This window comes from Streptomyces sp. NPDC032940, from assembly GCF_040636935.1.
GTDB lineage: Bacteria > Actinomycetota > Actinomycetes > Streptomycetales > Streptomycetaceae > Streptomyces.
The window spans coordinates 293,514-305,229 of record NZ_JBEZVJ010000002.1 but is presented as its reverse complement, the minus strand read 5'-3'; the positions used below and the strand labels follow the sequence as shown (position 1 = coordinate 305,229).

Below are 11,716 nucleotides of genomic sequence, written 5' to 3'. Positions count from 1 at the left end.
ACCGTACCCGAGGGGGCCTCAGTCCAGGTCGATGCGTTGGCCGGGGCCGGGGCCCTCGTCGCCGTCGTCGCCGTTTCCGTCCAGGTCACGGGGGTCGCTCGCGCCGGTCGTCCCGGTGGTCCAGCGGCGCTCCTGGTTCTGGACCGCGGAGCGGTAGGCGGCGAGGAGTTCACCGCCGGCCGCCGCGAGGTGGTCGAAAACATCCGGATTGCGCTCGATGACTGGTTCGACGGCGGCCTTGGCCTGCTGGACGACCTGGCGGACCATCTGCTGGGCGGCCGGCCCGGCGACCTGTCCGAGCAGCGGGGACTGGAGGCCGGACAGCTTGTCGGCGACCGTCTCCACGAGGCGGCGCAGTTCCTCGGCGGCCGAGCCCGGCTGCGGGCCGTGCTCGGCGCGGCGGCGGGCCTTCTCGGCCTCCAGGTCCTCGGCGCACGCCGTCGCCCAGGCGTCGTCGTCGGTCGCCCGCGTCTGGTCGGCCCGCTCGGCTCGTCCAGCCCGCTCGGCCCGTTCGTCCGGTCCGGCCGCGTCGGTCTCGTCGTGGCGAGCGGCCTCGGACGGGGGGAGCTCTTCGCTCATGACGGACTCCTGACTACGGTTCGTCCTTCCGACGTTACCCGAACGGGCGTCGTGGGATCAGCGTCCCCGCGGCCACAGCCGGGGGTCCGGCGCGAACCGGACGGCGAGGGTGCCCTCCCGCAGGGCGGCGCCGTCGACGGTGCAGCGGCGCAGCGCGGAGGGCAGCGGCACGATCCGGCGGAACGGGCCGGTGGTGACGACGAGTTCGTCGCCGCGCCGGACGAGGTCGAGGTCGTCGCGTATGGCGCCGGGCAGCGGGATGTGCCAGACGAGGACGCCGTCGTCGGCCAGCCGGTCGAGGACGGGCCACTCCACCGGGGTGACGTCCTTGTTGACGCCCGGGGCACCGAGGGCGGCCAGGTCGTCGGTGCCGCGCGGGTCGCGTCCGAGGTGGGCGACGGTCCGGACGTCGTACGTGCCGTGCCACTCGTCCAGCGCCTTGCGCTGCTGGGCGAGGGGGCCGGCGAGCCAGCTGTCCGCGGGGGCGTCCTCGGGCAGGACGCGGTTGGCGACCAGCAGGTCGGTGCGCAGACCGCGCAGGGCGAGGCCGAGGCGGGCGGTGCGGACGGCGTCGGCACCCGCGGGGCCCGGCTCGGCGACGAGCCGTACGACGGTGTGCCGGTCGGCGAGGACGGACTCGGCGGCGGCCAGTTCCAGGTCCCAGCGGGCCGCGGCCTCGTACAGCGACTCGGCGGGCATGGGGACGCCCGCGAGACGGCCGAGGACGGGGCGCAGGGCGCGGGCGGCCTGCCGCTCGGGCGGGAGCAGGCGGCGCAGATAGCGGCGCAGTTCCTCGGGGAGGGCGAGCAGGGCGAGGGCGCGCGGGGCGGGCGGGAGGTCCACGACGAGGAGGTCGTGCGCCTCGGCGAGGGCGGCGTCGCGCACGGCGCGCAGCAGGGCGAGTTCCTCGGCGCCGGGCAGGGGCGTGAGCTCCTCGGCGTCCAGGCGGGCGGCGCCGAGCAGGTCGAGGGCGGAGGCGGCGCGCTCCTGGAGGGCGGCGAGGCCGTCCCGGAATCCCTGGGCGGCGTCGGGCCGCCGGACCGTGAGGCCGGGTTCGACGGGGGCCGGTTCCGGGCCGGTGCGCATCCCGAGCGCGGCGCCGAGGGTGTCGTCGCGGTCGGCGCCGAGCAGCAGGGTGCGGGTGCCGGCGCGGGCGGCGGCGAGCGCGGTGGCGGCCGCGACGGTCGTGCGGCCGCTGCCGCCGGGGCCCGTGATCAGGATGGTGCGCATGAGGCTGAACGCTACCGCCGCGCCCGCGCCGGACGGCCACGCCGGATGCCCGTGCCGACCTGCCGGGCCGGTTACTTCGGGGCGGACTCCACGCGCTTCTTCAGCCCCGCCAGCGCCCGGTCGATGATGACCTTCTCGGCCTTGCGCTTGATCATGCCGAGCATCGGGATCTTGACGTCGACCGTGAGCCGGTAGGTGACCTCGGTGCCCGTGCCCGCCGGCCGGAGCAGGTAGGAGCCGTCGAGCGAGCGCAGCATCTGGGACTTGACCAGCGTCCAGGATACCTCGTGCCCGCCGGTCCAGGTGTAGGCCAGCGTCTGGTCGTCCTTGATCGCCCCGGCGTCCATGACGAGTCGGACCTGCTCGGCACGCCCCTGCGCGTCGGTCGCGAGGACCTGCGCCTCCTTCACCTCACCGGTCCAGTCCGGGTAGCGGGCGAAGTCGGCGATCACCTCCATGACGTCGGCCGGTGCCGCCTCGATCGTGATGCTCGAGCTGGTGTGTTCCGCCATCGCCGTGGCTCCTCCAGATGCGGGCCGGTACTGAGGGTGTCGTCGTGCGCCGGGAACGCGCACGTGTGTGCCGCGTGAAGGCTATCGCGCACGGGCAAAGCGGATGTCACCACCTGCCTGCGACAGACCGGCCGTGCCGCCTCACCACTCCAGCGCCCACGGCTTCCCGGTCGACGCGAAGTGGCCCACGTTCACGCACTCGGTCGCTCCGATCCGCATCCGCCGCACCAGCGGCTGGTGGACGTGGCCGAACAGGGCGTAGCGCGGCCGGGTGCGCCGGATCGCTTCCAGCAGCGCGCGGCTGCCCCGCTCGAAGCGCCGCGCCACCGTGTCGTAGACCAGTTCCGGCACCTCCGGCGGGATGTGCGTGCACAGCACGTCGACATCGCCGACGGCCTCGATCTTCGCGGCGTACTCCTCGTCGCCGATCTCGTACGGCGTGCGCATCGGGGTGCGCAGGCCGCCGCCGACGAAGCCGAAGACCCGGCCGCCGATCTCGACGCGCTCCCCGTCCAGCACGGTCGTGCCCGGTCCGGCGTACTCCCGCCACAGGGGCGGCATGTCGACGTTGCCGTAGGTGGCGTACGTCGGGGTGGGGAAGGCGGCGAACATCTCGGCGTACTGTCCTCGCACCGCCCGCTCGATCAGTGCCGCCCGGTCCTCGCCGACGCCCGCCCACAGCCGGGCGCCCAGCTCCCGCGCCTCGGCGAAGCGGCGGGCGGTGCGCAGCTCGACGATGCGGTCGGCGTTGGCCTTGCCGAACAGGTCGGGGAAGATGCCGCGCGAGTGGTCGGCGTAGTCGAGGAAGAGGACGAGGTCCCCCAGGCAGATCAGGGCGTCGGCGCCGTCCCCCGCCCTGGCCAGGTCGCGTGCGTTGCCGTGCACGTCGCTCACCACGTGGACGCGCGTCGTCGTGTTACGGGCCGGTGTGGGTGCCATGACGATCAAGCGTAAGTGTGTGGGGCACGCGTGAACAGTGGCGGCCGGACCTGCGGTTACTGGCTGGTCGGTCAAGGCGTCGACTACTCTGCGCCAAGGAAACCCCATCCGTGTGACGCAGCGAACATCTCGCGGGGACCCCCTGTCGGAGACGCCATACCGGCGGGTAACGTCCGGGCAGTCCAGTGGTGCTCAGGATTTCAACATGTGCCTTCCACATGTTCCGTCCGAGCACTAGCCCGACCCTTGGACCGCACCGTCGCATCACACAACGTCGTGGCGCCGGCGCCCTATGAGGAGCAGCAGTCTTGCGCGAGTTCAGCCTTCCGGCCTTGTACGAGGTCCCTGCGGACGGAAATCTCACCGACATCGTCCGCAGAAACGCCGCGCAGCACCCGGACGTCGCCGTCATCGCCCGCAAGGTGGGAGGCGCCTGGCAGGACGTGGACGCCCGTGCCTTCCTCGCCGAGGTGCACGCCGCCGCCAAGGGCCTCATCGCCTCCGGTGTCCAGCCGGGCGACCGGGTCGGTCTGATGTCCCGCACGCGCTACGAGTGGACCCTGCTGGACTTCGCGATCTGGAGCGCGGGCGCGATCACCGTGCCGGTGTACGAGACCAGTTCGCCGGAGCAGGTGCAGTGGATCCTCGGCGACTCGGGCGCCACGGCGTGCGTCGTGGAGTCGGCCGCGCACTCCGCCGCCGTGGAGTCGGTCCGCGAGCAGCTGCCCGCCCTCAAGAACGTCTGGCAGATCGACGCCGGGGGCGTGGAGGAGCTGGGGCGCCTCGGCGGGGACGTCACGGACGAGGCGGTCGAGGAGCGCAGCTCGATCGCGAAGGCCGACGACCCGGCGACCATCGTCTACACCTCGGGCACGACCGGCCGGCCCAAGGGCTGTGTGCTCACCCACCGCAGCTTCTTCGCCGAGTGCGGCAACGTCGTCGAGCGGCTGCGCCCGCTGTTCCGCACCGGCGAGTGCTCCGTCCTGCTGTTCCTGCCGCTCGCCCACGTCTTCGGCCGCCTCGTGCAGATCGCGCCGATGATCGCGCCGATCAAGCTGGGCTGCGTACCGGACATCAAGAACCTCACCGACGAACTGGCCGCGTTCCGGCCGACGCTGATCCTCGGTGTGCCGCGCGTCTTCGAGAAGGTCTACAACTCGGCGCGTGCCAAGGCGCAGGCGGACGGCAAGGGCAAGATCTTCGACAAGGCCGCCGACACGGCGATCGCGTACAGCAAGGCGCTGGACAGCCCGTCGGGCCCGTCCGTCGGTCTGAGGATCAAGCACAAGGTCTTCGACAAGCTCGTCTTCAGCAAGCTCCGCACGGTCCTCGGCGGGCGCGGCGAGTACGCCATCTCCGGCGGCGCCCCGCTCGGCGAGCGGCTCGGCCACTTCTTCCGCGGCATCGGCTTCACGGTGCTGGAGGGCTACGGCCTGACCGAGTCCTGCGCGGCCACCGCCTTCAACCCCTGGGACCGGCAGAAGATCGGCACGGTCGGCCAGCCGCTGCCCGGCTCGGTGGTGCGCATCGCCGACGACGGCGAGGTGCTGCTGCACGGCGAGCACCTGTTCAAGGAGTACTGGAACAACCCGGGCGCGACCGCGGAGGCGCTGGCCGACGGCTGGTTCCACACCGGGGACATCGGCACCCTGGACGAGGACGGGTACCTGCGGATCACCGGCCGCAAGAAGGAGATCATCGTCACCGCCGGCGGCAAGAACGTCGCCCCGGCCGTGATCGAGGACCGCATCCGGGCGCACGCGCTGGTCGCGGAGTGCATGGTGGTCGGCGACGGGCGGCCGTTCGTGGGGGCGTTGGTCACCGTGGACGAGGAGTTCCTCGGCCGCTGGTGCGCGGACCACGGCAAGCCGGCCGGTTCGACGGCGGCCTCACTGCGGGAGGACCCGGATCTGCTCGCGGCGATCCAGTCGGCGGTCGACGACGGCAACGCGGCGGTGTCGAAGGCGGAGTCGGTGCGGAAGTTCCGGGTGCTGTCGGCGCAGTTCACGGAGGAGTCGGGTCATTTGACTCCGTCGTTGAAGCTGAAGCGGAACGTCGTGGCGAAGGATTACGCGGACGAGATCGAGGCGATCTACGCCAAGTAGTCGGGCGGGGGCGCCTCATGGGGTGCCCCCTTGTCGCCGCGGGCGGGTGCGGGTTCGCCGTGACCTGTCGCGCCCGCGCGGCGGAGCCGCACGATGTCACACAGCCCCCTCGGGGCGTTGTCCTACAGCAGCGTTTTCAGGTGCTCCGCCAGGAGGTCCCAGCGCCACTTCTCCTCGACCCACGCCCTGCCCCGGTCCCCCATCCTGCGGCGCAGTTGCGGGTCGGCGAGAAGCGTGACGATGCGGTCGGCGGACTCGTTCGGGTCGCCGCCGCGGACGACCCAGCCGGTCTCGCCGTCGAGGACCGCGTCGGGTGCGCCGCCGGAGTCGCCGGCGACGACGGGCAGGCCGGTCGCGGAGGCCTCCAGGTAGACGATGCCGAGCCCCTCCACGTCGAGTCCGCCCCGCCGGGTGCGGCAGGGCATGGCGAAGACGTCCCCGGCGCCGTAGTGCGCGGGCAGCTCGGACCAGGGGACGGCGCCGGTGAAGTGCACGGCGGCGGCGACGCCGGTGTCCTGGGCCAGGCGGCGCAGCTCCTTCTCGTAGGGGCCGCCGCCGACGATCAGCAGGACGGCGTCCGGCTCGGCGGCGAGGATGCGCGGCATCGCGCGGATCAGGGTGTCCTGGCCCTTGCGCGGGACCAGCCGGGAGACGCACACCACGACCGGGCGGTCGGTCAGGCCGAGGCGGGCGCGGACCTCGTCGCCGCCGCTGTCCGGGTGAAAGGTCTTCTCGTCCACGCCCGGCGGCAGTTGCACCATCCGCGCGGCGGCCTCGGGCGTCAGCGCGCCCGCGATCCGGGAGCGCGTGTACTCGCCGAGGTAGGTGATCGTGTCCGTGGACTCCCCGATCCGGCGCAGCAGTTGCCGGGCGGCGGGCAGCTGGGCCCAGCCGGCCTCGTGTCCGTGGGTGGTGGCGACGATCCGCTCGGCGCCGGCCCTGCGGAGCGCGGGCGCCATCAGGCCGAGGGGCGCCGCCGCCCCGAACCACACCGAGGTGCAGCCGTGTTCGCGCAGCAGCCCGGCCGCCCGACGGGTCGCTCCCGGCGTCGGCAGCAGCATCGTCGTACGGTCGCGTACGACGGTGAAGGGCTGCTCGGCGTCGAAGGCGGCGGTGGCCTCGACACCCTCCCGGCTGCGCTTCCAGGTGGAGGCGTAGACGACCAGGCGCTCGGGGTCCAGGCGCAGCGCCATGTTGTGCAGGAAGGCCTGGATGCCGCCCGGGCGGGGCGGGAAGTCGTTCGTGACGATCAGGGTCTTGCGCATCGCCGCCGACCCTACCGAACCGGCCGCCCGGGGCGGGGTCCGGCCGTGCCGGTGGCACGCATACAGGTGTTCGGGACATCATGGCCCGACGGGCAGGACGGGCGCGGACGGGCGCGGAACGGGCGGAGTGACGTGGAGAAGACCGACACGGGGCGGTTCCCCGCCTGGCTGCCGACGGCCGGGATGCTCGCCGTCTGGACCGTGACGCGGCTGATGCTGCTGCTGTTCGTGCTCAAGGTGTGGATCTTCCCGGGCCCGGACGTGACCAGCGACGTGTCGGTCATCTACCGGGGCTGGTACGACGTCCTGTCCGCCGGAACGTTTCCGTCCGACGACGTGACCTGGCAGTACCCGCCCGCCGCGGCCCTGCCGATCCTCTCGCCGGGTCTGCTGCCCTTCCTCGACTACCCGACGGCCTTCTTCGTCCTGGCCTGCGCGGCCGACGCGGTCGTCCTCGGCCTGCTGCGGTACGGGGCCGGCGGCACCGACAGGACGGCGCTCGGGCCCTGGGTGTGGGTGGTGGGGGTGCCGCTGCTCGGGCCGACGGTGTACGCCCGCTACGACGTGATGGTCACCGCCGTCGCCGTGGCCGCGCTGCTCGCCGCGGGCCGGCATCCGCGGGCGGCGGGGGTGCTGGCGGCGATCGGGGCGATGCTGAAGGTGTGGCCGGTGCTGGTCCTCCTGGGGATCCGCCGGCGCGCGGCGTGGGTCGCCGCGGTGCTGACCGGTGCCGGGCTGGCGGCGGTGTTCGCGCTGGCGATGCCGGGGGCGTTCGCCTTCCTGACGTTCCAGCGCGACCGGGGCACCGAGGTGGAGTCGCTTGGCTCGCTGGTCTTCCACGTCGCCCGGCACCACGGCTGGGACGGGCAGGTCCTGCTCAACTACGGCTCCGTGGAGTTCCTCGGCCCGCACGTGGAGACGGTGAGCGCGGCCGCGCTGGCGCTGACCGGGATGGCGTTCGGCTGGCTGCTGCTGTGGCGGGTGGCGGCGTCCCGGTTCGAGGCGCACACGGCGGCGGACGCGGCCTTCGTGGCGGTCCTGGTGTTCACGGTCACCAGCCGGGTGATCAGCCCCCAGTACATGGTGTGGCTGGTGGGCGTCGGGGCGGTGTGCGGGTGCTTCCGCGCCAGCCGGATGCGGGTGCCGGTGGCGCTGGTGCTGACCGCGACCCTGGTGACGGTGCTGGAGTTCCCGCTCTGGTTCGGGCACGTGGTGGCCAGCGACACGCTCGGCACGACGCTGCTGTTCGTCCGCAACGGCCTGCTGGTGGCCGCCGCGCTGGTCGCGGCCCGTGCCCTGTGGCGCGACACGGTGCCGAGCCGGGGCGGCGCGCCCCTGCCGCCGCGCCCGGCCCGCGCCGACGAGGCACCGGTCCCGCACTGACCGCCCGGCGGCCCCACGTCGCTCAGCCGAGCTGCTCGCGCAGGTACGTCCGCCACCGCGCCGTGAACGCCTCCTCGGTCGTCCCGAGCACGTCCCGCAGCGCGTCCTCGACCGCGCCGGCGCGCCCGTCGTGGGCACCCACGGCACGGTAGAAGGCGTCCAGCCGGTCCTCGCCCCACCGGTCGGCGATCATCCGGCAGGCCAGCCAGCCGCCCTCGTAGGCCCGGGCGAGTTCGTCCGCCTCGCCGGTGAAGCCGAAGTCCTCGTCCGTGGGCAGTGCTGCGGGCACGCGGCCCTCGGAGACCGCGCGGGTCAGTTCGGCGGCGGCCTCGGTGGGCGCGCGGCCGTCGGTGCGGTAGCCGACCCAGTCGGCGTAGCCCTCGGACAGCCACAGGGGCGTGGCGGCGGTGGTGTGGGCGCGGGTGGCGACGTGGGTGGTCTCGTGGGTGAGCACGACCTGTTTGCCGAGGGCGCCGAGCAGCCCGTACGCGTCGGGGTTGACGATGACGCGGTCGGCGGGCGCGTGCTCCCGGCCGCCCGTCTCGCCGGTGGTGACCGCGGCGATGCCCCGGTAGGAGGAGGCGGGCGAGCCCAGCAGTCCCGCCATCCCCTCCAGGGATTCGGGCACCACGACGACGATCCGGCGCGCCCAGTCGCCGTCCCAGGCGTCGGACACGGCCGGTACGGCCTGGTCGGCCAGCTCCGCGTAGCCGCGCAGCGCCTCGGTGGACCGTCCGACGCCGAGGACGAGGCTGTGCGTGCCCCGCACCACCCGCACCGGGCCCTGGTCCCAGGGCTGCTGGCCGGACCGCTGCGCGGGCCGGTCGGATTCGACGGACCAGTCTCCGTCCTGCTCCCGGCTCAGCCGCACGGTGCGGGCGGTCGTGACGGCGCCCCGGTCGTAGCCGTCGACGCGGTAGCTGAGGTCGACGTCGGCGGTGGCGGTGGTGCCGGTGCGGTGCAGGCCGGTCACGCGGTACGACCAGGCGGCGAGCGGGACGGCGCTCAGGTTGCCGAAGGCGGTTCCGGTGCCGGTGCGGTCCCAGGCGGTGCGGTCGTGGGCGAGGACGGCCGCCGCGCGCCGGTCCAGGATCCGCTGCACCTCGGCCCGGACGGGGTCGGCCGCGGTCCGGCCGCCGCAGGCCACAAGGGAGACCAGCAGCAGGCACAGCGCCACCACCGAGGAACCCGACACCCGCCTTCGACCAGCCACCTCTCCGATCGTACGGGCGCCGGGCCGCGACGGCCCGGGTTCGCGCGGGTCAGACCCTGGTCACCGAGGAGACCGGCATCATACCGACCGGGTCGTAGCGCACCGGGGCGCCGGGGTGGGGGGCGTGGATCACCTGGCCGTTGCCGGCGTACATGCCGATGTGGCTGGCGTCGTCCCGGTAGGCGACCAGGTCGCCGGGCCGCGCCTCGGAGAGCGGGATCCGCCGGCCCGCGTACCGCTGCTCCTGCGAGGTGCGCGGCAGCCCGACGCCCGCCTGCGCGTAGGCCCACTGGGTCAGGCCCGAGCAGTCGAAGCCGGAGGGGCCGTTGGCGCCCCAGATGTAGGGCTTGCCGAGCGCGGAGCGGGCGGCGGCGAAGGCGGCCGCGGCCCGGCCGGAGGCAGCGGGTGCGGCGCCGTCGAGGGCGGTCAGGCCGGGGCGGCCGGAGCGGGAGGTACGGCCGTAGGCGTCGCGTTCGCCGGCCGGGAGCCCGGCGAGCAGCCGCCGGGCCTCGGCGAGCTTGCGTTCGACGGTCTTCTTGTGGGCGGCGACGGCCTTGCGGCCCTTCTCCAGCTCGCCGAGCCTCCGCGCGGCCTCGGCGCGGTCCTGGGCGAGCTCGCGCAGGGCGCCGCGCAGCTCCCGGAGTTCACCGGCCTGGTGAGTGGTGATCCGGTCGAGCACGGAGGCCCGGTCCAGATAGTCGTCCGGGTCGGCGGAGAGCAGCAGCACGAGCGACGGGTCGACGCCGCCCGAGCGGTACTGGGCCCCGGCCAGCGAGCCGAGCCCGTCCCGCATGGTGTTGATCCGCTGCTGTTTGCGGGCGATCTCGTCCTGGGCGGCGTCGACCTGCTCGCGCAGGGCGTCGGTGCGCTCGTCGGCCTTGTTGTAGGCCTCGGTCGCCCGCTCCGCCTCGGTGTGGAGGCGGTCCACCTCGGCACGGGTGTCGTCGTGCGGCGCGGCCACGGCCGCCGGTACGGCGCCCAGGACGGCGGTGGCGACGGAGAGAAGGCCGACGGCGGCGGTGGCGCCGCGATCGAACCCGGTCGGTGCAAGGCGGCGATGGGACCCCACGGGAAGCCGCACTCCTTCCGCTGACGGACGGGAAACGCGGCAGACAGTAACCCCGCGGCGGGGCGGCGACCAACGACCTCGGGAGGGTGCGCAACGCGACGCCCCGCCGCTGACGCAGGTCACCGGCGGGGCGGAGGGTCAGAAGCCCGTGCCGTGATTCGCCCGAACGGGCGGCACGAGCGGGTCGTTCCCCGATCTTCCCGGAAGCGGGATCAGACGCGCACGCCCCACATGAAGGGGCCGCCGATGGTGTCCATCGACTCGTAGCGGACGACGGTGCCGGTGCGCGGCGCGTGCAGGACCTGGCCGTTGCCGGCGTACAGACCCACGTGGTGCAGGTCGTTGAAGAAGAAGACGAGGTCGCCGACCTGGAGGTCGCTCATCGAGGAGATGCGCGTGCCGTAGTTGGCCTGGGCCTCGGAGGTGCGGGGTATGCCGACGCCGGCCTGGGCGTAGGCCCAGGAGGTCAGGCCCGAGCAGTCGAAGGAGGACGGGCCGGTGGCGCCGTAGACGTACGGGGTGCCGATCTTGCTCTGGGCGGCGGAGAACGCGGCGCCGGCGCGACCGGAGGCGGAGGCGGTGGAGCCGGAGAGGGCCTGGCGCTCGCTGGTGCGGTTGGCGCGGTCCTGCTCGGCGTCGAGGGCGGCCTTCTCGGCGGCGGTGAGCGTGTTGAGGAGCTTCTGGGCCGAGGAGAGCTTGCCCTGGACCTCCTTCTTCTTCTTGCCCAGTTCGGTGCGGGTGGCCGAGAGGTCCTTGAGCTTCTTGGAGGCCTCGGCACGCTGCTGGGCGAGGTCGCGCTGCTTCTCCTGGATCTTCTTGAGCGCCTCGACCTGCTGACCGCTGAGCTGGTCGAGCGTGGAGGCCTTGTCCAGGTAGTCGTCCGGGTCGGCGGAGAGGAAGAGCTGGAGGGAGGGGTCGATGCCACCGGAGCGGTACTGGGCGCTGGCCATCGAACCGAGGCCGTCGCGCAGCTCGTTGAGCTCCTCCTGGCCGCGGGCGACGTTGTCCTGGATGGTGGAGATCTCCTTCTGGAGCTTCTCCTGCTTCTCCTTGGCCCCGTTGTACTTCTCGGTGGCCTGCTCCGCCTCTTCGTAGAGCTTGTCGACCTTGGCCTTGACCTCGTCCTTGCTCGGCTTCTCGCTCGGCGCGGCGTTGGCCGCCTGCGAGCTGAGAGCGACTGCGGCTGCCGCTGCGGTGGTGAGCACGGTCACACGCGTGCGGCTCGGCTGCTTGGGACGACGGTGGGACGCCACGGAGTCGAGCTCCTTCTTGAGGGGGATCACCCGAGCGCGGGTTCGAAGGCAGACCCTAGTGACCAAGTCGTGATGAGTTCAAATCCTGAGGTGAAAATAGTGAGACCTGTGAGGCATATTTTGCCGTGAACTCACGTGCGGTGAGGCGCCCTTGACAGCGCGTCGCCC

General features: G+C 73.3%; 10 protein-coding genes. 2 read left to right on the top strand and 8 right to left on the bottom strand.

What is annotated here, in order from left to right; translation table 11 throughout:
- Positions 1-18: 18 nt before the first annotated feature.
- From AB0E77_RS03995 to AB0E77_RS03980, 4 genes are all read right to left on the bottom strand, one after another.
- Positions 19-579, bottom strand: coding sequence for a DUF5304 domain-containing protein (locus AB0E77_RS03995; protein ID WP_361565131.1), 561 nt, complete (start codon positions 577-579; stop codon positions 19-21).
- 57 nt (positions 580-636) lie between these two features.
- A complete protein-coding gene (locus tag AB0E77_RS03990) occupies positions 637-1,809 on the bottom strand; it encodes an ArsA-related P-loop ATPase (RefSeq protein ID WP_361565128.1) in 1,173 nt (390 codons plus the stop codon).
- A 71-nt stretch (positions 1,810-1,880) separates the two neighbouring features.
- Positions 1,881-2,321 (bottom strand): SRPBCC family protein, encoded by a 441-nt coding sequence (locus AB0E77_RS03985; RefSeq protein ID WP_361565125.1) that lies wholly within the window; start codon positions 2,319-2,321, stop codon positions 1,881-1,883.
- A gap of 141 nt (positions 2,322-2,462) precedes the next feature.
- Positions 2,463-3,260: a metallophosphoesterase gene (locus AB0E77_RS03980; RefSeq protein WP_361565122.1), complete on the bottom strand. Its 798-nt coding sequence runs from the start codon at positions 3,258-3,260 to the stop codon at positions 2,463-2,465.
- A 308-nt stretch (positions 3,261-3,568) separates the two neighbouring features.
- Here AB0E77_RS03980 and AB0E77_RS03975 point away from each other — a divergent pair, with 308 nt between their 5' ends.
- Complete coding sequence (locus tag AB0E77_RS03975) at positions 3,569-5,365, top strand: AMP-dependent synthetase/ligase (RefSeq protein ID WP_361565119.1); 1,797 nt, start codon at positions 3,569-3,571, stop codon at positions 5,363-5,365.
- A gap of 122 nt (positions 5,366-5,487) precedes the next feature.
- Here the strand turns inward: AB0E77_RS03975 and AB0E77_RS03970 are convergent, their stop codons facing one another.
- The gene (locus tag AB0E77_RS03970; protein ID WP_361565116.1) at positions 5,488-6,630 is read right to left on the bottom strand and encodes a glycosyltransferase family 4 protein; all 1,143 of its coding nucleotides are present in this window, start codon (positions 6,628-6,630) and stop codon (positions 5,488-5,490) included.
- A 183-nt stretch (positions 6,631-6,813) separates the two neighbouring features.
- Here AB0E77_RS03970 and AB0E77_RS03965 point away from each other — a divergent pair, with 183 nt between their 5' ends.
- On the top strand, positions 6,814-8,013 hold the full coding sequence (locus tag AB0E77_RS03965; protein ID WP_361565606.1) for a glycosyltransferase family 87 protein: 1,200 nt from the start codon (positions 6,814-6,816) through the stop codon (positions 8,011-8,013).
- A 22-nt stretch (positions 8,014-8,035) separates the two neighbouring features.
- On the opposite strand, the gene AB0E77_RS03960 is transcribed toward AB0E77_RS03965, so the two are convergent.
- The 3 genes from AB0E77_RS03960 to AB0E77_RS03950 all read right to left on the bottom strand — a co-directional run bounded on the left by AB0E77_RS03960 (position 8,036) and on the right by AB0E77_RS03950 (position 11,548).
- Complete coding sequence (locus tag AB0E77_RS03960; RefSeq protein ID WP_361565113.1) at positions 8,036-9,226, bottom strand: hypothetical protein; 1,191 nt, start codon at positions 9,224-9,226, stop codon at positions 8,036-8,038.
- A 49-nt stretch (positions 9,227-9,275) separates the two neighbouring features.
- Positions 9,276-10,295 carry an NlpC/P60 family protein gene (locus tag AB0E77_RS03955; RefSeq protein WP_361565110.1) on the bottom strand — a complete coding sequence of 340 codons (1,020 nt, stop codon included), beginning with the start codon at positions 10,293-10,295 and terminating at the stop codon, positions 9,276-9,278.
- 212 nt (positions 10,296-10,507) lie between these two features.
- Positions 10,508-11,548: an NlpC/P60 family protein gene (locus AB0E77_RS03950; RefSeq protein ID WP_361565107.1), complete on the bottom strand. Its 1,041-nt coding sequence runs from the start codon at positions 11,546-11,548 to the stop codon at positions 10,508-10,510.
- Positions 11,549-11,716: the final 168 nt, after the last annotated feature.

Coding starts and splice junctions, on each gene's coding strand:
- AB0E77_RS03995 (WP_361565131.1), bottom strand. CDS start 579: ATGAGCGAAGAGCTCCCCCCGTCCGAGGCCGCTCGCCACGACGAGACC.
- AB0E77_RS03965 (WP_361565606.1), top strand. CDS start 6,814: ATGCTCGCCGTCTGGACCGTGACGCGGCTGATGCTGCTGCTGTTCGTG.
- AB0E77_RS03980 (WP_361565122.1), bottom strand. CDS start 3,260: ATGGCACCCACACCGGCCCGTAACACGACGACGCGCGTCCACGTGGTG.
- AB0E77_RS03990 (WP_361565128.1), bottom strand. CDS start 1,809: ATGCGCACCATCCTGATCACGGGCCCCGGCGGCAGCGGCCGCACGACC.
- AB0E77_RS03985 (WP_361565125.1), bottom strand. CDS start 2,321: ATGGCGGAACACACCAGCTCGAGCATCACGATCGAGGCGGCACCGGCC.
- AB0E77_RS03970 (WP_361565116.1), bottom strand. CDS start 6,630: ATGCGCAAGACCCTGATCGTCACGAACGACTTCCCGCCCCGCCCGGGC.